The sequence below is a fragment of the Desulfuromonas sp. KJ2020 genome (genome assembly GCF_024197615.1).
Lineage (GTDB): Bacteria > Desulfobacterota > Desulfuromonadia > Desulfuromonadales > SZUA-540 > SZUA-540.
The window spans coordinates 847,971-867,868 of the sequence record NZ_JAKUKE010000003.1; the positions used below are offsets into that span (position 1 = coordinate 847,971).

The 19,898-nt window shown below is 55.7% G+C and carries 21 protein-coding genes; 5 read left to right on the top strand and 16 right to left on the bottom strand.

All coding sequences use genetic code 11. The features are described 5' to 3' along the window. Positions 1-3: 3 nt before the first annotated feature. The 9 genes from MJO47_RS12330 to lepA form a co-directional block, all read right to left on the bottom strand. Complete coding sequence (locus MJO47_RS12330) at positions 4-207, bottom strand: DUF1858 domain-containing protein (protein ID WP_253961420.1); 204 nt, start codon at positions 205-207, stop codon at positions 4-6. An 11-nt stretch (positions 208-218) separates the two neighbouring features. Beyond that, positions 219-695, bottom strand: coding sequence for a transcription elongation factor GreA (gene greA, locus MJO47_RS12335; RefSeq protein ID WP_253961421.1), 477 nt, complete (start codon positions 693-695; stop codon positions 219-221). Between the two features lie 95 nt (positions 696-790). Next, the gene (gene carB, locus MJO47_RS12340) at positions 791-4,048 is read right to left on the bottom strand and encodes a carbamoyl-phosphate synthase large subunit (RefSeq protein WP_253961422.1); all 3,258 of its coding nucleotides are present in this window, start codon (positions 4,046-4,048) and stop codon (positions 791-793) included. A gap of 85 nt (positions 4,049-4,133) precedes the next feature. Continuing rightward, complete coding sequence (gene carA, locus MJO47_RS12345) at positions 4,134-5,261, bottom strand: glutamine-hydrolyzing carbamoyl-phosphate synthase small subunit (RefSeq protein WP_253961423.1); 1,128 nt, start codon at positions 5,259-5,261, stop codon at positions 4,134-4,136. Positions 5,262-5,314: 53 nt separating this feature from the next. Beyond that, the gene (locus tag MJO47_RS12350; RefSeq protein ID WP_253961424.1) at positions 5,315-6,592 is read right to left on the bottom strand and encodes a dihydroorotase; all 1,278 of its coding nucleotides are present in this window, start codon (positions 6,590-6,592) and stop codon (positions 5,315-5,317) included. A gap of 40 nt (positions 6,593-6,632) precedes the next feature. Further along, the gene (locus MJO47_RS12355) at positions 6,633-7,577 is read right to left on the bottom strand and encodes an aspartate carbamoyltransferase catalytic subunit (protein WP_253961425.1); all 945 of its coding nucleotides are present in this window, start codon (positions 7,575-7,577) and stop codon (positions 6,633-6,635) included. 17 nt (positions 7,578-7,594) lie between these two features. Beyond that, entirely contained in the window at positions 7,595-8,131 is a 537-nt protein-coding gene (gene pyrR, locus MJO47_RS12360; RefSeq protein WP_253961426.1) for a bifunctional pyr operon transcriptional regulator/uracil phosphoribosyltransferase PyrR, read from the bottom strand. 231 nt (positions 8,132-8,362) lie between these two features. Then, positions 8,363-9,022 carry a signal peptidase I gene (gene lepB, locus MJO47_RS12365; RefSeq protein WP_253961427.1) on the bottom strand — a complete coding sequence of 220 codons (660 nt, stop codon included), beginning with the start codon at positions 9,020-9,022 and terminating at the stop codon, positions 8,363-8,365. A 6-nt stretch (positions 9,023-9,028) separates the two neighbouring features. Further along, positions 9,029-10,828: a translation elongation factor 4 gene (lepA, locus tag MJO47_RS12370; protein WP_253961428.1), complete on the bottom strand. Its 1,800-nt coding sequence runs from the start codon at positions 10,826-10,828 to the stop codon at positions 9,029-9,031. Positions 10,829-11,062: 234 nt separating this feature from the next. On the opposite strand from lepA, the gene MJO47_RS12375 reads away from it, so the two are divergent. Continuing rightward, a complete protein-coding gene (locus MJO47_RS12375; RefSeq protein WP_253961429.1) occupies positions 11,063-12,928 on the top strand; it encodes an AMP-binding protein in 1,866 nt (621 codons plus the stop codon). 82 nt (positions 12,929-13,010) lie between these two features. On the opposite strand, the gene MJO47_RS12380 is transcribed toward MJO47_RS12375, so the two are convergent. Together MJO47_RS12380 and MJO47_RS12385 are read right to left on the bottom strand one after the other, a co-directional pair. After that, positions 13,011-14,105 (bottom strand): aminopeptidase, encoded by a 1,095-nt coding sequence (locus MJO47_RS12380; protein ID WP_253961430.1) that lies wholly within the window; start codon positions 14,103-14,105, stop codon positions 13,011-13,013. A 3-nt stretch (positions 14,106-14,108) separates the two neighbouring features. Next, the gene (locus MJO47_RS12385; RefSeq protein WP_253961431.1) at positions 14,109-14,750 is read right to left on the bottom strand and encodes a class II aldolase/adducin family protein; all 642 of its coding nucleotides are present in this window, start codon (positions 14,748-14,750) and stop codon (positions 14,109-14,111) included. 126 nt (positions 14,751-14,876) lie between these two features. Between MJO47_RS12385 and yhbY the strand changes: the two genes are divergently transcribed. Next, positions 14,877-15,170: a ribosome assembly RNA-binding protein YhbY gene (yhbY, locus tag MJO47_RS12390; RefSeq protein WP_253961432.1), complete on the top strand. Its 294-nt coding sequence runs from the start codon at positions 14,877-14,879 to the stop codon at positions 15,168-15,170. Between the two features lie 6 nt (positions 15,171-15,176). Here the strand turns inward: yhbY and MJO47_RS12395 are convergent, their stop codons facing one another. Further along, positions 15,177-16,313 carry a deoxyguanosinetriphosphate triphosphohydrolase gene (locus MJO47_RS12395; protein ID WP_253961433.1) on the bottom strand — a complete coding sequence of 379 codons (1,137 nt, stop codon included), beginning with the start codon at positions 16,311-16,313 and terminating at the stop codon, positions 15,177-15,179. Between the two features lie 175 nt (positions 16,314-16,488). Here MJO47_RS12395 and rsmD point away from each other — a divergent pair, with 175 nt between their 5' ends. The 3 genes from rsmD to MJO47_RS12410 are packed head-to-tail and all read left to right on the top strand — an operon-like array spanning position 16,489 to position 17,774. Further along, positions 16,489-17,052 (top strand): 16S rRNA (guanine(966)-N(2))-methyltransferase RsmD, encoded by a 564-nt coding sequence (rsmD, locus tag MJO47_RS12400; protein ID WP_253961434.1) that lies wholly within the window; start codon positions 16,489-16,491, stop codon positions 17,050-17,052. 12 nt (positions 17,053-17,064) lie between these two features. Then, on the top strand, positions 17,065-17,553 hold the full coding sequence (gene coaD, locus MJO47_RS12405) for a pantetheine-phosphate adenylyltransferase (protein WP_253961435.1): 489 nt from the start codon (positions 17,065-17,067) through the stop codon (positions 17,551-17,553). Positions 17,554-17,579: 26 nt separating this feature from the next. Further along, the gene (locus tag MJO47_RS12410; RefSeq protein ID WP_253961436.1) at positions 17,580-17,774 is read left to right on the top strand and encodes a DUF1858 domain-containing protein; all 195 of its coding nucleotides are present in this window, start codon (positions 17,580-17,582) and stop codon (positions 17,772-17,774) included. Positions 17,775-17,777: 3 nt separating this feature from the next. Here MJO47_RS12410 and MJO47_RS12415 read toward each other — a convergent pair whose 3' ends face one another. Genes MJO47_RS12415 through MJO47_RS12430 form a run of 4 tightly spaced genes read right to left on the bottom strand, consistent with a single transcriptional unit; the run spans position 17,778 to position 19,847 of the window. Beyond that, a complete protein-coding gene (locus MJO47_RS12415; RefSeq protein WP_253961437.1) occupies positions 17,778-18,497 on the bottom strand; it encodes a creatininase family protein in 720 nt (239 codons plus the stop codon). Between the two features lie 30 nt (positions 18,498-18,527). Continuing rightward, positions 18,528-19,289 carry a 7-carboxy-7-deazaguanine synthase QueE gene (locus MJO47_RS12420; protein WP_253961438.1) on the bottom strand — a complete coding sequence of 254 codons (762 nt, stop codon included), beginning with the start codon at positions 19,287-19,289 and terminating at the stop codon, positions 18,528-18,530. After that, positions 19,261-19,632: a 6-carboxytetrahydropterin synthase QueD gene (queD, locus tag MJO47_RS12425; RefSeq protein WP_253961439.1), complete on the bottom strand. Its 372-nt coding sequence runs from the start codon at positions 19,630-19,632 to the stop codon at positions 19,261-19,263. Before queD ends, MJO47_RS12420 begins: the two co-directional genes overlap by 29 nt. Before the next feature lie 17 nt (positions 19,633-19,649). Beyond that, positions 19,650-19,847: a DNA gyrase inhibitor YacG gene (locus MJO47_RS12430; RefSeq protein ID WP_253961440.1), complete on the bottom strand. Its 198-nt coding sequence runs from the start codon at positions 19,845-19,847 to the stop codon at positions 19,650-19,652. Between the last annotated feature and the right edge of the window lie 51 nt (positions 19,848-19,898).

Below are 19,898 nucleotides of genomic sequence, written 5' to 3' on the forward strand. Positions count from 1 at the left end.
CCTTTATTCAGCGAAAATGGCGTTCAGGTCTCTGAGGATGTCGTTGACGTCCAACCCGTGGGCAATGGAACCCTGCTCCAGGGTTTCATTCATGGCGCCCATGCAACCGACGCAACCCAGGTTGTAGTTACGCAGTACTTTAGCCACTTCGGGGCTCATCTGAAGAACCTGGTGAAAGGTCATATCTTTGGTAATTTTGTCGCTCATGTGTTTCTCCTCTATTCGTATTTGATATCGATGATTTCGTACACTTTAAGACCGGAGGGTACTTTGATGCGCACTTCTTCGTCGAGTTGATGTCCTATCAGTGCTTTCCCCACGGGGGAAGTAATGGAGATTTTGCCAAATTTGATATCGGCTTCATCTTCGCCGACAATCTGGTAAGTTGTCTCGACGCCGGAATCCACGTCAAAGAGGGTCACCTTGGCCCCAAAGACCACTTTGTCGGTGTCCAGTTCAGCCGGGTTGATCACCTGGGCCCTGGCAATCTTGTCGTTGAGTTCCTTGATACGCCCTTCGATGAATCCTTGACGGTTTTTGGCCGCGTCATATTCGGCGTTTTCGGAAAGATCCCCGTGGCCGCGTGCTTCTGCAATATCCTGGACCACTTTAGGGCGCTCGACACGAATAAGGTTTTTAAGCTCTTCCTGGAGGCGTTGGTAGCCTTCACGAGTCATAGGTACTGAGTCAGTCATGAATCCTTGATCCTTTTCGCTCCTTAAAAAAATCATCGGGCGGGTTACCCCGCCCGAAAAAGATATTTTTCTAATTTATGCCTGTCCTCAGGCCGTCATTGGTCGAAATGATACTCTTGAAGAGGTTTTACGTCAAGAGTTTCTCTCTTCATGGCCAAAATACCGTCCACCGCGGCGATCATTCCGGCCACGGTGGTGTAGTAGGCGACGTTGTACATAAGCGAAGACCGTCGGATCGAGTAGGAGTCGGCCACGGACTGAGCGCCAAAAGTCGTATTGAAAACCATAGCAATTTCATGACTTTTTATTGCGTCAACACAGTGCGGTCTGCCTTCCTTCACCTTGTTGATTCTTTGAACGGGGATGTCCTTCTCCTGCAGAAAACTGGCGGTTCCCGATGTCGCCACCAGCTCGAATCCGGCCGAAACCAGCTTGCGGGCAGGCTCCAGAATTGCCTTTTTGTCGGCATCTTTGACGCTGATGAAAACTTTTCCCGCTAGCGGCAGTTTCACTCCGGCCGCCAGTTGGGCTTTTGCGAAGGCCTTGCCGAAATCCATGTCCAGGCCCATGACCTCCCCGGTCGATTTCATTTCAGGACCTAACAGCGTATCGACCCCCGGGAACTTGACAAAGGGAAAGACGGACTCCTTAACAGCCGTGTGCTCAGGAATAATTTCGCCCGACACGCCTAGTTCCTGGAGACTTTTGCCGGCCATGATCCGGGCAGCGATCTGGGCCAGCGGGCGCCCGGTGGCCTTGGAGACAAAGGGGACAGTCCGGCTGGCGCGCGGGTTGACTTCAAGAAGATAGATCGTTTGCCCCTTGATGGCGTACTGAATGTTCATCAGCCCGACCACATTCAATTCGAGGGCCAGCTCGACGGTCTGTCGCCTGATTTCCTCCATGGTTTCGGAGGCCAGAGAAAAAGGAGGCAAGGCGCAGGCCGAATCTCCCGAGTGAATGCCGGCTTCTTCAATGTGCTGCATAATGCCGCCGATAATCACGTCCTTGCCGTCGGAAAGGGCATCGACATCGACCTCGATGGCCTCCTCCAGGAATTTGTCGATCAGGATGGGGTGCTCCGGCGAGGCCTCAACGGCGTATTTCATGTAGTTTCGCAGTTGCTCGGAACTGTAGACGATCTCCATGGCCCGCCCGCCGAGAACATAGGACGGACGGACGACCACCGGGTAGCCGATGCGTTCGGCTATTTTTTCCGATTCCTCAACGGAGCGCGCAATGCCGTTGTCCGGCTGCAGCAGGTCGAGCTTGTGCAGCAAAGCCTGGAAGCGTTCGCGATCTTCAGCGCGGTCAATGGCGTCAGGCGAGGTGCCAATGATGGGAACACCGGCTTTCTCGAGCGCCACGGCGAGCTTCAAGGGGGTCTGGCCGCCAAACTGGACGATGACGCCTACGGGTTTTTCCACCTCGACGATTTCCAGGACATCTTCCAGCGTAAGTGGCTCAAAGTAGAGGCGGTCAGAGGTGTCGTAATCCGTCGACACCGTTTCGGGATTACAGTTGACCATAATGGTTTCATAACCGTCTTTGGCCAGAGCAAAAACCCCATGGACACAGCAGTAGTCGAATTCGATCCCCTGACCGATCCGGTTGGGACCACCACCGAGGATCATCACCTTTTTACGATCACTCGGAGCAGCTTCACATTCGGCTTCGTAGCAAGAATACAGGTAGGGCGTATAAGCCTCGAATTCGGCACCACAGGTATCGACCCGTTTATAGACGGGACGGATACCGAATCCCAGACGGATCTGCCGAAGATCGTTTTCGGTAATGCCCCAAAGAATCGCCAGACGCTTGTCGGAGAATCCGTATTGCTTCGCCGTACGCAGAAGGTCCTTAACCTCATCTCCCTGCCTGATGCCTTGGTGGCGCTGGCTAAGAAGCCGATCTTCCATGGCAAGGATCTGCTGAATATTGTGCAAAAACCAGGGGTCGATATAGGTCAGTTGATGGATCTCTTCCAGGCTGAAGCCAGCTCGGAAAGCATCGGCGACATACCAGAGCCGGTCCCAGCCGGGAGTCCGCAGCTTGCCCCGCAGCAGGTCCTCTTCCTCGCCAGTTAAGGCGCGGCGCTGATCGGCGGCGAGATCAAACAGGCGACTCTCAAATCCGTGAGAGCCGATTTCCAGCGAGCGAAGAGCTTTCTGCAGACTTTCCTTGAAGGTGCGGCCGATGGCCATGACTTCGCCGACGGATTTCATCTGGGTCGTCAGGGTGGCGTCGGCCTGCGGAAACTTTTCAAAGGTGAACCGGGGGATTTTGGTCACGACATAATCGATCGTGGGCTCGAAAGAGGCCAGAGTCTCCCGGGTGATGTCGTTGGGGATTTCGTCGAGGGTATAGCCGACGGAAAGCTTGGCGGCGATCTTGGCGATGGGGAAACCGGTCGCCTTGGAAGCCAAAGCCGACGAACGGGAAACACGGGGATTCATCTCGATGACGACCATGCGCCCGTCAGCCGGGTTGATACCAAACTGGATATTGGATCCGCCCGTTTCGACGCCAATTTCACGGATAATTTTAATGGAAGCATCCCGAAGCAGCTGATACTCCTTGTCCGTGAGCGTTTGCGCCGGCGCCACGGTGATGGAATCCCCCGTGTGAACCCCCATGGGGTCCAGGTTCTCGATCGAGCAGATGATGACCACGTTGTCGGCCAGGTCGCGCATGACCTCAAGCTCGTACTCCTTCCAGCCGATCACCGATTCTTCCACCAGGATTTCATCGGTCGGGGAGGCGTCAATACCGGCCATGGCCATGGTTTCATATTCTTCCATGTTGTAGGCAATGCCGCCGCCCGTGCCACCCAGGGTAAAGGAGGGACGGATGATGGCCGGGAATTTGACATGTTCGATAATCTCCATCGCCTCCTGGAAATTATGCGCCAGGCCGGACCGGGGCACGGGTATCCCGATTTTTTCCATCGCCCGTTTAAACAGAGTGCGATCTTCGGCTTTTTCGATGGCCGGCAGTTTGGCCCCGATCAGTTCCACCCCGTACTTTTCCAGGGTGCCGTTCTTGGCAACGGCCACCGCCGTGTTGAGTGCCGTCTGTCCACCCAGAGTGGGCAGAACGGCGTCGGGGCGCTCCTTCTCGATGATGCGCGCTAAAGCTTCCGGCGTCACGGGCTCAACATAAGTACGGTCGGCAAAACCCGGGTCGGTCATGATGGTCGCCGGATTGGAGTTGAGAAGAACGACGGTGTATCCCTCCTCCTTGAGCGCCTTGCAGGCCTGAGTGCCGGAGTAGTCAAACTCACAGGCCTGTCCGATCACGATGGGACCGGCGCCGATAATGAGAATCTTCTTGATGTCTGTACGCTTGGGCATATGCAAATCCGTTATGGGAAATCAGTGTTTGGTAAAATCGTAATCGGTTGTTCGCAATGAAAACAGGGGCGCCACTCGCCACGCACTATTTGCTTTTTTTCGACTGCGCCATCATGTCTACAAACCTGGTAAAAAGATACCGCGCATCGTGTGGTCCCGGAGACGCTTCGGGGTGGTACTGCACCGAAAAGGCTGGACAGGTCGCGTGCGTAAGCCCCTCCACCGTATTGTCGTTCAGATTGATATGGGTCAGTACGGCGGTGTTATTAATGGAAGCCGCATCCACAGCAAAACCGTGATTTTGCGACGTGATTTCCACCCGACCCGTTTCGTCGCGACGAACCGGCTGGTTGCCGCCCCGATGTCCGAACTTAAGCTTGTAGGTCTTGCCGCCCAGGGCAATGGCCAGAAGCTGGTGACCCAGGCAGATCCCGAAAATCGGTTTTTTCCCAAGAAGCTTCCGGATATTTTCCTGGGCATAGGTGATGGGTTCAGGGTCGCCCGGGCCATTGCTCAGGAAGATGCCGTCGGGATTCAGGCGGAGCACCTCTTCTGCCGCCGTGTGGGCCGGCACCACGGTAACCCGGCAGTCGGCGTCAACCAGGTTGCGCAGAATGTTGCGTTTGATCCCGAAATCATAGGCCACCACATGAAATCTTGGTGAAGCACCCGCCTGGCGATAACCGGTTTCCAGGTCCCATCCCCCTTCGGTCCATTCATAGGCCTTTTGGCAGGTAACTTCTTTGACGAGATCCTTGCCAACAATCGACGGGGCCTGACGAGCCTTGGCCACGAGACTCTCTGGATCCTGATCCAGTGAAGAAATGATGCCTGTCTGCGCCCCTTTGTCCCGAATATGTCGAACAAGAGCGCGGGTATCGATGCCCTGAATGCCGACTATCCCATTTTCTTTCAGGTAGGCGTCAAGAGACATGGTCGAGCGCCAGTTGCTGGGCATTTCGCAGGCTTCCTTGACGACAAAGCCGGCAAGATGGGGTCGAGATGACTCGACGTCCTCGGGGTTGACGCCACAATTGCCGATAAGCGGATAGGTCATAGTGACAATTTCACCCCGGTAGGAAGGGTCCGTCAAGATTTCCTGATAACCACTCATGCTGGTATTGAAGACAACCTCTCCGCTTACCTCACCCGGCGCCCCGAATGACTTACCGCGAAAGACCCTGCCGTCGGCAAGAGCCAAAATAGCATCCATAGCTGCAAAACTCCCTGGAAATAACTTTAATAAATATCCGTAACTACCCGATGTTATTTCTTGTGTTCAAAGGTGATTCGTCCGTTGCAAACGGTGAAAAGGACCCTCCCCTTGACATTCCAGCCGTCAAAAGGAGTATTTCTGCTCTTGGATTGAAAGCGACTGGCGTCGATAACCCACTTCTGGTCGGGATCAATAACCGTGACATCCGCCGGAGAGCCGATGCCCAGGGTGCCTCGGTTAAGGCCGAGGATGCGAGCAGGCCGGTCGGTCAAAAGCGAGATGGCCTGATTGAGCGAAAGGACCCCGTCCTCGACCAGGCGGAGGGTCAGAGGCAAGGCGGTCTCCAGACCGACAATGCCGTTGAGGGCAATATTGAACTCCACATTTTTTTCATCGTAGTGGTGAGGAGCGTGATCGGTGGCGACAGCGTCGATGGTCCCGTCTGCCAGGCCGTCCCGAATGGCCGCCACATCATCGGCGGTGCGCAAGGGCGGATTCATCTTGGCGTTGGTGTCATAGCCGCGCACCGCTTCTTCCGTCAGGGTAAAGTGGTGAGGGGTCGCTTCGCAGGTGACGCTCACGCCACGCTTTTTGGCGGCGCGTACGATCTCGACCGAACCGCGGGTGGAAACATGCGCTACATGCAGACGAGCGCCGGTGAACTCGCAGAGCATGACCTCGCGAGCCGTGGCGGCGTCTTCAGCGACCCAGGGGATCCCCTTGAGCCCCAGTTCCGTCGCCACGAAACCTTCGTTCATGACCCCCTCCCCCACCAAAGAGAGATCTTCGGCGTGGCTGATGATCGGCAGGCCGAAGGGGCGTGCATATTCCATGGCCCGGCGCATCAGTTCACCGCTGCCGACAGGAACCCCATCATCCGAGAGGCCGACACAGCCAGCTTCTTTGAGCTCGCCGATTTCCGACAGCGATTCCCCCTTCTGTCCCTTGGTAATGGCGCCAATAGGGAAGACATTGGCAAAGCCTTCTTCTTTGGCCTTATTGCGGATGTACAGAGTGACCGCCTTGTTGTCGTTGACGGGTTTGGTGTTGGGCATGCAGGCCACGGAGGTAAAACCCCCGGCGGCCGCGGCGCGCGTGCCGCTGACAATGTCCTCCTTGTATTCCAGGCCGGGATCGCGCAGATGGACATGCATATCCACCAGACCCGGCACGACGAGGCAACTCTTGGCATCCAGCACACGGGCGTCGGCGTCGGCAATCTCCTTTTCGATGCGGGCAATCTTACCGTCGCGAATAAGGACATCCAGCTGCTGATCCACTTTATTGGCGGGGTCGACAACGCGACCGTTCTTGATCAATATATCCATACTCTCCTCACTCAATAGCTAAAAAATGATGGGCTGATAATCAGGCTTCGGCGGCCGTTTCGGCGGTCTCGCCGCCAGAGACCAGGTACAGCAGGGCCATGCGAACCGCCACGCCGTTTTCCACCTGTTCCAGAATAACGTTCTGATCGCCATCGGCGACGATAGAGGAAATTTCCACACCGCGGTTCATGGGGCCGGGATGCATGATGATGGCGTCCTTCTTGGCGAGCTTGAGATTTTCCTTGTTCAGCCCGTAGAAGCGCGCGTATTCACGCAGAGTGGGCAGCAGCGTTTTGCCCTGACGCTCCAGCTGGATGCGCAGCATCATCACGACGTCGGCCCCGTCCAGGGCCTGATTGATATTCGTATAGACCTCGGCCCCCAGGCGCTCGATACCGGGCGGGATCATCGTGCCGGGACCGGCCAGCCGCACGGTCGCGCCCATTTTGACCAGCGCGTACAGACCGGAGCGCGCGACCCGGCTGTGGGCGATATCGCCGATGATGGCGACCTTGAGCCCCTCTATTTTTCCTTTATGCTGGCGAATGGTCAGCAGGTCAAGCAAAGCCTGGCTCGGATGCTCATGTGCCCCGTCGCCGGCATTGATCACCGAACAGTCCAGGCGTTGGGCCAGGTAGTTGGGGGCCCCAGAAGCGGAGTGTCGCATGACGATGATATCAGGATTCATGGCCTCGATGTTGCGGGCGGTATCCTCGAGGGTTTCCCCTTTGACCACGGATGAGGAACTGGCGCTGATATTGATGGTGTCAGCGGAAAGTCGCTTGCCGGCAATTTCAAAGGAGGTGCGGGTGCGGGTGCTGGCCTCGTAGAAAAGATTGACGATAGTTTTCCCCCGCAGAGTCGGCACTTTTTTAATGGCGCGGGCATTGATTTCCCGGAAACTTTCCGCCGTATCCAGAATCTGGATGATGTCTTCCCTGGAAAGCTGCTCCGTGCCCAGAATGTGTTTGTGTGGAAAAGCCATGACGGACCCCCTGAAAATTATGGTTTCAAAAGCCGGACTTCAACCGGAACCAACGAATCGTCAAACTCGACCTGAACTTTTTCGTCCCGCGAGGTGGGGACATTGCGGCCGATGTAGTCGGGACGGATAGGCAGTTCGCGATGGCCCCGATCGACGAGAACCGCCAGCTGAATGCTTCGGGGGCGGCCCAGATCCATGAGCGCATCCATGGCGGCCCGAATGGTGCGGCCGGTGAAAAGGACATCATCGATGAGAACGACCCGAACATCGTCCAGCGGAAAGGGGATGTCGGTCTTGCCCAGAGGGAGACTGCCCCTTGACCTTAAATCGTCCCGGTACATGGTGACATCCATGACGCCCAGAGGAACCTCAACACCTTCGATTTCCGCGATGCGGGCGCGAACGAGCTTGGCCAGATGGTCACCGCCGGTACGGATGCCGATCAGAGCCAGCTTTTCCGTGCCTTTGTTGTGTTCCAGAATCTCATGGGAGATTCTGGTCAATGCCCGGCCGATACCGGCACCGTCCATGATGATTGTCGCTGCTTGGCTCATGTACTGGCCTCCCCTTCTGAAAATGGCGCAAAAAAAGGGTACCTCTCCGATCAGAACCGGAAAGATACCCTTGTAGATTTATACACGACGAGCGTGACGCTGCTTTGCATGGAGCCACCTTTGCTAACCTCTCTGGATTAACTTAAAAGGGACGTTGTAAAACGAAATTTTTGGGAATCTATCAGCACCGCCCAACCAAGTCAATGGTAAAGTGACGATCGGGGCAGAATATTAGTGAATAGGCCGACCGATGCGGCTCCAGCGCGGCGTGAGATCATCCCGATCCCAGGACCAGTATTTGATGAACGCCAGTCCCTTGATCGCCTCTTCGTCAACGAACCCCCAGAAGCGACTGTCGTAGGAGCGGTCACGGTTGTCCCCCATCACGAAGTACTTGCCTTCCGGCACCGTCACGGGCTTCATGAAGTCCCTGGGGCCGTATTTTTCGCCGAGGACGTCAGACTCCTTATGGATTTCCTGTGGAATGGTGTAAAGCTCGCCGTTGAGATAGACCTGCTTGTTGCGCACTTCGATCACATCCCCCGGCGTACCGATGACTCGCTTGATGAAATCCCGGCGCTGAAAATACCCCTTTTCCTTGTCTTCAGGGAATTCAAAGACGACAATGTCACCCCTCTCAGGATGCCTGATGGTCAAGAAGCGACTGTCGGTAAAAGGAATCTTGATGCCGTACAGAAATTTATTGACCAGCAGATGGTCGCCTATAAGGAGGGTATCTTCCATTGATCCGGATGGGATCTTGAAGGCCTGGACCACGAAGGTGCGGATAAACAGGGCCAGAATGGCGGCAACGATCAACGCCTCGGCGTATTCGCGCAGCTTGGATTTGGGCGTTTTGCCCTGCATGGAAGTGCCAGCAGATGTTGTCATAATTATTTACTCTTTCACTTTCAGTATGGCCAGGAAGGCTTCCTGGGGTAACTCGACGCTACCCACCTGTTTCATCCTCTTTTTACCTTCCTTCTGTTTCTCCAGAAGCTTACGCTTCCTGGTGATATCGCCGCCATAACATTTGGCAGTGACGTCTTTACGCAGGGCCTTGACGGTTTCCCGGGCCACAACCTTGTTGCCGATGGCCGCCTGTATGGCCACCTCGTACTGCTGGCGCGGGATGAATTCCTTCATCTTGGCAGCCAGTTCGCGCCCGCGCGACTGGGCCTTGTCCTGGTGAACAATGAGGGACAAGGCGTCAACGGGTTCCCCGTTGATCAGAACGTTGAGGCGCACCAGCTTGCTTTCCCGATAGTCGAGGTGCTCATAGTCGAAAGAAGCATAGCCGCGGGTAATCGACTTGAGGCGGTCGTAAAAATCGAGAACGATTTCATTGAGAGGCAGTTCGTAAACCACCATGACACGATTGGCGGTCAGGTACTTGATTTCACGCTGGACTCCCCTCTTCTCTTCACACAGGGCCAGCACGGTCCCGACAAACTCATTGGGAACGTGTATCGAGGCCAGGATAAAGGGTTCCTCGATGGTCTGGATATGCTGAACTTCGGGCAGCTTGTTGGCACTCTCGACCCGGAGAAGATCCCCCTTGACGGTTGTCACCTTGTAGACAACGGTTGGCGCCGTGGTGATCAGGTCGACGCCGAACTCGCGTTCGAGGCGCTCCTGGATAATCTCCATGTGGAGCAGGCCGAGGAAGCCGCAGCGAAAGCCGAAACCCAGAGCGAGAGAATTTTCCGGCTCGAAAGAGAAGGATGAATCATTGAGGCGAAGCTTTTCCAAGGCGTCCCGCAGTAGGTCGTAATCGGCCGTATCGATCGGGTAGAGGCCGGAGAAGACCATGGGCTTGACTTCCTTGAAGCCCGGCAAGGGCGCTGCCGCCGGCTGGTGCAGGTGGGTGACCGTATCGCCGACCTTGGCGTCCTGTACCACCTTGATACCGGCGATCATAAAACCAACCTCGCCGGCTGACAAAGACTGCATCTCCAGGGGATGCGGCGAAAAGACCCCCAGTTTGAGGACTTCGTAGCTCTTGCGATTCGACATGAGCTGGATCTTGTCCCCCTTTTTAAGGGTCCCTTCCATGACGCGAACGAGAATGATAACCCCCTGATAAGAATCGTACCAGGAGTCAAAGATCAGAGCCTTGAGGGGAGCGGCCTCATCGCCGGTGGGTGGTGGTATTTTCTGAACAATCTGCTCCAGGATCTCTTGGATACCAATCCCCTCCTTGGCGCTGGCTCCGATCGCATCGCGGGTATCAAGGCCAATGATTTCTTCAATTTCTTCCTTGACGCGCTCGGGTTCGGCGCTGGGCAGATCGATTTTATTGAGTACGGGAAAAACTTCGAGGTTCTGATCGATGGCCAGATAGACGTTGGCCAGGGTCTGCGCCTCGACGCCCTGGGAGGCGTCCACGACCAGCAGGGCCCCCTCGCAGGCGGACAGCGAGCGGCTGACTTCGTAGGTAAAATCAACGTGACCGGGAGTGTCGATCAGGTTGAGAATATAATCCTTGCCATCCTTCGCCCTGTACTTCAGCCGCACGGCCTGGGCCTTAATGGTGATTCCCCGCTCCCTTTCCAGGTCCATCTTGTCGAGGAACTGGGCCGTTTTTTCCCGAGCACTGAGAGTACCCGTCTCTTCAAGCAGCCGGTCGGCAAGAGTGGACTTGCCGTGGTCAATATGGGCGATTATAGAGAAATTTCGAATCAACTCTTTGTTCATAGGTCTCCGAAGATGTCCTTGGTTTGTCTTTTTTGCAAACAGGTAAAATATAGATTATTTCTATGTTTGTAAAGGACAAAACCCCGGGGATCAGGTGCTTGTACAGGCAAGGGTGTTCGTGTTCGTATACGGGTTTTTTCTTGATTTATCCGGGAGTCAAACGCTAAGATTAATCCCTTTCTACCCAAGAAAAATCAGGGTTTCCCCCGCCTAGCTTGCCAAAAGGAGTTTTTTGTGGACACAGTCAATACGCTTCTTGATTACAGCTGCCGTAAATACTTCAAGAATGTCGCCCTTCGCCAGAAGGTGGCCGGGATCTGGCAGGAAACGACCCATGCCCAACTCCTTGATTTCAGCAACCAGGTGGCCGCCGGCCTGCAGAAACGAGGTATGAAGGCGGGTTTTCACGCTGCCCTGCTGGCGCCTTCCTCACCCCAATGGGTCTGCTCCTACCTGGGAATCCTCAAGGCCGGCGGCGTCGCCGTTCCGGTCGACAAAGAATTGAAATCCTCCGAATTGAAACATATCCTTTCCGACTGCGAAGCGAAGTTGATCTTCACCTCACAGTCCTATCTTGACATGCTTCTTGATCTGAAGCTGGATCTGCCTCACCTAGAACAAATCATTCTCATTGATGCCAGTGCGGACAAGTTTCTGCCAAACAGGGAAGCCCTGGCGGCGGTGGACGCTCTGGTGCAGGAGTGGAGAACCCTGTCGGAAGAATTCAACCTGCCCAGCGACAAGAAGACGGCTCTTGAGGCGCTTGCCAACCGGGCCCATCAGGCCCTGACCAGCAATAGGGCCGAGGAGAGTAAGGTATCAGCAAAGATCGACATCTTCTCTCCCCTGAGCCATATCAAACAGCACCTGCTCAAAAAAGGCAAACTGCTTACCTTTGACGAACTTCTGGTCGATACGGTTCCCGAACCTTCACCACGGCAGGCCGACGATATCGCCGTCATTCTCTACACCTCAGGCACCACAGGGCGCTCCAAAGGCGCCATGCTCTGTCATGGCAACATTGTCTCCAATATCCTCTCCCTGCAAACCGCCTTCGGCCTCGACAGCACCATCCACACCCTCTCCTTCCTGCCCATCAACCATGTCTTCGAGCAGGTATGCGGCGTGCTGTTGCCACTCTCCGTCGGCGGCAAGATTTCCTTTGCCGAATCCCTCAAGAAACTGGGCGAGAACCTGGCCGAGGTCAAGCCGACCTTTTTCCTCGGTGTTCCCGCCGTTTATCGTCTGTTCTACGACCGCATCCTCAAGATGGTCGAAGGCAACCCGCTGTCCAAAACGCTCTTCAACCTGCCCCTGACCCGGACCATGGTGGCCAGCAAGGTCAGGGCCCGCCTCGGCGGTGACACCATCTTCGTCAGCGGCGGCGCGGCTCTCGACCCGACCATCGCCCAGGGCTTCAAAAACCTGGGGATACAAATCTATCAGGGCTATGGCATCACCGAGACATCCCCCGTCATTTCTCTGGAGTCACCGGGAAAAACCCGAATCGGTACGGTCGGGCGTCCGCTGCAGGGGGTTGAGGTGAAAATCAACCAACCCAATGACGAAGGGGTGGGTGAAATTGTCGTACGAGGCCCCAACGTCATGAAAGGCTATTTTAAGAACACCACGGCGACCGACGAGGTCTTACAAGAGGGCTGGTATGCGACCGGCGATCTCGGCAAGATTGACGCTGAAGGGTATCTGAGTATCTGTGGACGGGTCAAAAACCTGATTGTCACCCCCAACGGGAAAAACGTCTATCCCGAAGAGGTGGAAAACGAACTGCTGCAGAGTCCCTACATCGCCGAGGTCATGGTGTACGGACACAAGGTGGACGCCAACGCCGAAGAAGTTCACGCCAGCATCTTCCCCGATCAGGAGGCCGTGGACAATTACGCCCGCGAAAAGGGCATATCCCCCATGAGTACGGAACAGGTTGAAAAGCTGATTCGGGAAGAAGTCCTTGAGGCGGGCAAACGCCTGGCCGATTACAAGCGGGTTAAAAAATTCACGGTGCGCGAAGACGAGTTCCCCAAAACAACCACACGAAAAATCAAACGCTTTGCGGTGGAAGCGCAAATCGCCGCCACGGAATAGTCGAACCAATCATGCTCTGAACGGCAAGTGGCCCGGCAGATATTTCTGCCGGGCCACTTGCCGTTTGCCATAGCGTCGGCCGTTAGGGCGCAGCGGCAAGGACCTCTCCCTCTCCCGCTTCCTTGAGCAGGGCCTCCAGGCGAACACTCCGGTCTGCTTGGGGAAGTTCGGATAGGCGGCGGCTTAACGCGTAGAACTGTCGCAAATCTCCGCCACTGCGCCGCAGCAGGGCCTCAAAGGCCGGCACATAACGGCGGTAGGTGTCGATAGAAACAAAGCGGGCATTGTTGAGATCTTTCTCGAACCAGCGGTCATATCCCCGGTAGCCTCCCCAGGCCTGCCGCAACTCTTCGTAACGATGGCGCAGGGTTTTCAGGATATCCTCCTTGCCTTGCCGCATAGCCGCCTCGGGAAGACCGGCGCCATAAAGGTCCACCAATTCCTGCCTGGTCTGCCCGATCAGAGCCAGAAAGTCCTCTTCCCGCCGGGATCTGTTGGCGTGCCATGCCTGTTCCTCCACGGTGCCATAGGTGTCGAGCCAGCGCAGCACCCCTGCCCTTTCCACCGTTTGGGCAAAGGCTTCGTTAAAGAAGCTGTCCCCTTTGATGTACAGAAGCTGGTGAGCCAGTTCATGGAAGATAAGCCCCGCCAGGTCGGGAGCAGGATCGTTGGAGAAGGTATTGAGCAGCGGGTCGTCAAACCAGTTTAAGGTCGAGTAGGCTGCCACCCCGTAGAGATAGACATCCTTCCCCTGTTCTTGCAGCTTTTCGGCGAACCTCCGGGCTTTCTCCTGAGTGTAATAGCCTCGATAGGAGACACAGCCCGCGAAGGGAAAACACCATTGCACCGGCGTCAGCGAGAATTCGGGCGCCGCCACGACATTCCAGACGGCATAGGGTCGCTCAAGGTCAGCATAGGAACGGTAGCTGCCATTATCCGGTAGCAAAAGCTCGCGGCTGGCGAAATCCCGAATAAGCTGACTGGTTTCCAGTTGATGTTTAAGCTGGGGCTGACAGCCGGGATCGTTAAGCACCTTTTCCACCGGTTGCCGCTTGGACAACAGCTGGAGGTGGCCTTTGGCGCAATGGACCATGTAGGGGATTTCCGTGCACGAATTGAGCAGCATAGTCATCACGGCGACAGCGAGTAAGAGGAAAAGAAAGGAGTGCTTCTTCATAGTTTACAAAGCCAGCGCCCGGGCCAGGACACAGGTCAGGATGGAACCGGCCTCAGCCAGGGTTCGACCAAAAGACAGGACGCCGTCTTCATGCCCTCCCATGACGATGATGCCCCCGGAACGCACAGCAGGATCCTGATAAAGTCGGGCCACCTCTTCCGCCATCGCCGGTGTGCCGTAAGCGGCCGCCTCGTCGGTTACGGGCAAAGCCAGTCGATGACGTTTTTGCCAGATGTCCGGCGAATGACCGTGGATGACACAATGAAGCTCGGCGTCCAAATCGTAGAGCATGGCGTGGGTCAAGGCCTCGGAGGAAGGCTTGACCGGTCCCCTGGCCACCACTTGATTTTTCCCGCAATCGTAGGCAAACACCTGGGTGTAGTGATTCTCGTCGAGCTGGGCCAGGCCGCCTGTCTGGGTGCCGCTGATCAGAAAAGCGCGGTGCTGAGCTGGCGCCTCATAGGGGGGCAAGCGCTGACTGATATTGCCAAAACCGTAACCGCCGTAGCGATCCGATTGCTGTCCGATCAACTGCAGCTGATAGAAAATGCGCCGCCAGGCGTTGATGTCACAGATGATCTCGCTGTCTGCAGGCGCTCCCGGTTCAAACGCCAGGTCGAATTTAATGACTCCTTCATTCTGCATGGAGACCTCTTCATGGAAAGGTGGAACCACACCGACGCACGATTTTTCTTCTCAAGACCGCGATGGGTCTATATAATCCGCGATTCACGGTATTCAATCATCTCGAAACACACAAGGAAAGTCAGTATGGAAAGCTTGAAAGGAAAACAGGTTCGTTACCTACGCTCCCTCGGACATCATCTCAATCCCGTTGTCATGGTCGGCAAAAGCGAGATCAGCGAGACTCTGCTCAGCTCGGTCGACCAAGCGCTGAGCACGCATGAACTGATCAAGGTCAAAATCCAGGAAGGCTGCGACCTGACGCGCCAGGAGGTGGCTGAGATCCTGTCCAGTCGCTGCGGGGCGGCCGTCGTCCAGATTCTCGGAAAAACCATTCTCCTCTATCGCCGCAGCGATGAGCCGAAGATCGACCTGCCCTGAGCCCCTTCACACCCTTTCGTAAGGCTCGTACAGCCGCTTGTATTCGTCAAGAGCAGAACGGTCCGTCATCCCCGCGATATAGTCGCAGATCACCCTCTCCTTGCCATGTTCATCGAAACGCTGCTGCAGTTTCCGGGGCAGCAGCGTGGGATTTTCCTTATAGCTGGTAAATAGCAGCGTCACAAAGCGCTCGGCTTTGATGCGCATGCGCTCGACCTTGTAGTGCCGATACAGTTGGCGGTACAAAAAGGCTTTGAGCTGTTTGTTCTTTCGGGCGGTTTCCCCACTGAGCCTGACCAGATAATCCGGGTGAGAGCGCACCGCCTCCAGGTTATCGATGTGGTAGGCCTTCAAATTTTCAGTCGTTGTCTGCACCAGGTCATCAATGAGATGCCCGATTAAGTGGCTGATGGTCTGGTAGGCCTGTCGTTCACCGCGAAGATGGGGGTATTTACGGGATACCAGGGCGGACATGTCCTGCCAGATCTCGAGGGCAGCCAGTTCATCCAGGGTGATGTAGCCCGCCTTGAGGCCATCGTCAATGTCGTGATTGTTGTAGGCGATTTCATCGGCCAGATCGATGATCTGCGCCTCGAGAGTCGGCCGCTGGTGGGGCTCAAAGTCGTCGTCCTCGGGGTGCCCTGGGTGATCGTACTGGGACGAATGCTTGATGATGCCCTCGCGGGTTTCCCAGGCCAGGTTCAAACCATCGAAACCGGGATACCTTTCCTCCAGAAGTTCGACGATGCGCAGGGACTGTCGGTTGTGTTCAAAACCGCCATGGTCGGCCATCAACCGGTTCAACACCACTTCTCCCGTATGGCCAAACGGGGTATGACCGAGGTCGTGGGCTAAAGCCAGCGCCTCCACCAGATCTTCGTTCAGATGCAGGCGGCGGGCGATGCCCCGGCCGATCTGGGCCACCTCCAGCGAATGGGTCAACCGGGTCCGGTAGTAATCCCCCTCGTGATTGACGAAAACCTGAGTCTTGTATTCGAGGCGACGGAAGGCGGCGCAGTGGATGATCCGGTCGCGGTCGCGCTCGAAAACCGGCCTGGAATCCTTGTAAGGCTCTTCATGTTTGCGCCCGCGACTGGCTGCACTTCGGGCCGCATAGGGGGCAAGCAGGTTATCGTGATTCATCGGAAAATCCTCGTGGTATTTTCAAGACCATGTGACCCGTATTAAACTCTCCAGCCCAAGGCGTTGTCAAGTGAGAGGAATCATTAACCTTGACCTGGGTTCGGCCCCATGCTAGAAAATCGAACAGTGTTTTTGCCCCTTTAGGGAATTGTCTGATGGAAAGGCGAAGCGTTCAATGCGGGTAATTGGCGGGACAGCGAGAGGAAAAAAACTGGCCTCTTTCACCGGAGGGACCATCCGGCCGACGCCCGACCGTGTTCGTGAGGCTATTTTCAGCAGCCTGTTCAGCCGCCTGGGATCCTGGCAGGGACAGACCATTCTGGATCTTTTTGCCGGCAGCGGTGCCCTGGGGATCGAGGCCTTGAGTCGCGGGGCCGAACACGCCACTTTCGTCGATCAGGGAGCACAGTCGGCCAAGGTGGTCCAGAACAACCTGCGGGCTTGCGGATTCGAGTCCCGCGCTCGCCTGATCCACCTGGACGCATTCAAGGCCCTGGAATCCTTTGACAAGTCGGCTTCTTTCGATGTGATCTTTCTGGACCCTCCCTACGGGCAGGATCTGGTCAATCGCATCCTGGAGCGGCTCTCCGCATTGAACTGTTTATCTCCTCGGGGTATTATTTGCGCTGAGGCTGCCAAATCAGACGAAGTTGCAGAACATTTCGGCTCATTGACGAAGGTTCAGGAACGAACCTACGGGTCAACGTCCATTTACTTTTTTACCCACCAGCCTGAATAAGGTTTCATTGCCATGCCAAATCCCACTGCCATCTATCCGGGGTCCTTCGATCCGATCACCAATGGCCATCTGGACATCATCTCCCGCGGGTTACAGGTTTTCGACCGCCTCATTGTGGCCGTCGCCAGAAACTCGGAGAAAAACGCGCTATTTACCATCAATGAACGCATCGACATGATTCGGCAGACGGTAGGCGACAACCCAAGGTTGGAAATCGATACCTTCGAGGGATTACTGGTCGATTACGCCATCAACCGGGGTGCCAAAGTGATTCTGCGCGGCCTGCGAGCCGTCTCCGACTTCGAGTATGAGTTTCAGATTGCCCAGATGAATCACACCGTACAGAAAGAAGTTGAGACCCTTTTTATGATGACTTCGGTGCCCTATGGTTATCTGAGTTCATCCATTGTCAAGGAGGTCGCCTCGCTCAAAGGGCCGATCGACACCTTCGTGCCAACAGCGGTCAAGCAGGCGCTTGAAAAGAAATTCAGCAACAGGTAACGGGTGCGGACCCAGAAAGGGACAGGATGATCACCAAGGAAATGACCATTGGCCAAATACTGAGGGAACATCCTGAGACAATCGCAGTTTTCAAACGATTCGGACTGGACTGCCACACCTGCCAGATCGCATCGCTTGAATCGGTCGAATGCGGTGCCGAAGTCCATCAGGTCGACACGGACGCCCTGGTTAGTGAACTGAACAGCGCCATCAAAAAATAAGGTTTATCGCCCTTTTCCCTCCAGCAGATCGACGACCCGCGCCAGGGCATCGACCACCAGCTGTTCAATTTTGGCCCCTTTTTCCGCCGAAGCCTTGCTCGGATCTCCCCAGACGCCGCCAGGCCAGTATTTTTGCTTGTCCCGCACCAAAATGCCGGCGGGAAAGCTCGGGTACTCACACCTGCCCTCCCCTTTAACCAGGTGCGGATGCGCATGCAGCAGGCGCGAAGTCTCTATCTCGCCGGCGTGGGAATCATCCGGCGTCTCGATGATCGCCCGCCCTTCCCTGGCCGCCAGCATATACTCGGTCAGAACCGCTATCTCAAGATCGGCAAACCTCTCCAGCAGCTCTTCCCCGGCATCGATAAGGGCCGAGGTGTGCGTTCCGCCCGCATGTCCGGTCAGCAAGACGAAATAGCGCAATCCCTGCTTGTACAGGGAAATAACGATATCGATGGCCAAGGCTTTGAGGGTCGAAGTGCGGATGCTCACCGTGCCGGGATGGTTGGCCGTCGAACGGCAGACGCCGTAGTGGACAGGGGGCGCCACAAAAAGAGGTCGCCTTTGCGCCAGGCGGCAACAGACATCATATGCCTGCAGGGTATCGGTGGACAGGGGCAGATGGCTGCCATGTTCTTCCGTAGAGCCAAAAGGAATCAAAACCGTGCGCGTTTTTTGGAGACCTTCGGCGAACTCATCCATGGTCAACAGTTCGAGTATCATGGGTGTCCTTCCTGGATCAGAGCCGGAGAACTAGAGCACAGAGATAAAGCGGTGGGTTTGCGGGATAATGCGCACATCGCTATGGATGGCAGAGGCACGCGCCTGCATGTCGAGCAACATCCGGCCCGTCAAGGAAATTCGTCCCCCTTCTGTACGGGGCTGCAGAATCAGCGGCAAGTCGGGCGCGCACTCTTCGACCAGACGGGCCGCCTGCAGGATCTCCTCCGTGGGGGTCTCCTCTCCAACGACAGCCTTCACCTGGCCATTATGGTGGGCCATCAGGCTGAGGAAGTCCCGATGAAGGCTCCAGGGGGTGTCAGCGCCGGTCATGGAGGCCAGCTTGACATCCATGGAAACCCATTCAAGATACGGGAGCAACGGCTCAAGGTGGCCCGGTAGCGTGCCGTTCGTTTCGAGAAAAAGGGGGCAGATCTCCCGCAGGACCGGCAGCCATTGCCGCAGCACATCGGTGTGGAGCAGAGGCTCGCCTCCCGTGAGGCTGATAGAGTGGTGAACGCCTGGCAAAAGATGTACCCAGTTCGCCAGGATGCTGGACAGAACCTCCAGAGAAACGGGGTTGGCCAGACTGCGGAATATCCCGGACCCCGGCGCCTCTTCGGCCCGGCAGGAATCAGGTGAGGAGAAATCCGTATCGCAATAGGAGCAACTGAGATTGCAGCCGGGAAAACGGATAAAAATCTGGCGTTTGCCGACGAGAATCCCCTCGCCCTGAATCGAACTGAAAAGTTCGACCAGGGGGGTATCAGTCTTTGGAGTAAGTTGCGCAGGCATTATCGGATTCCCAGACGGTGACTTTGTCGATCTGGACGTTCTCGCTGTTTAGAACCTTACCTAACTCTTCAAACAGAAAGCGGGAGATATTCTCCGAAGAGGGGCTCAGGTCGATAAAGGGAGCCAGTTCGTTGAGATATTTGTGGTCGAGGGTACCCAAAACCTTCTTCGTTTCTTTTTTGAGAATTTTGAAGTCGATTCCCAGACCGGCTTTGTCCAGCTCTTTGGCTGCTACCGTCACTTCGACTTTCCAGTTGTGGCCGTGCAGGTTTTCACAGTCACCCTGGTAATGCATCAGATTATGGGCGGCGGAAAAGTGTGTATAAATGGTGAGCCGATACATATTTTCTCCTTTAAAAATCAATCTTTTTCGCTTGGAAATTCAAGCAGATTATCAGGTTCCATAAGCTTCTGCCCCGGCACCTTGTATTCCTCCTGGGCCCATCGCCCAAGGTCGATCAGCTGGCATTTTTGGGAACAGAACGGCCTGTAAGGGTTATCCTGCCATGGGGTCTCCTGTCGACAACGCGGGCAGCGGATGGTTCGGTGATCCGTCATGGGGGCTCCTCCAGTCAGTATATCGAAAATCGCACCAGGCAAAATGTAGCA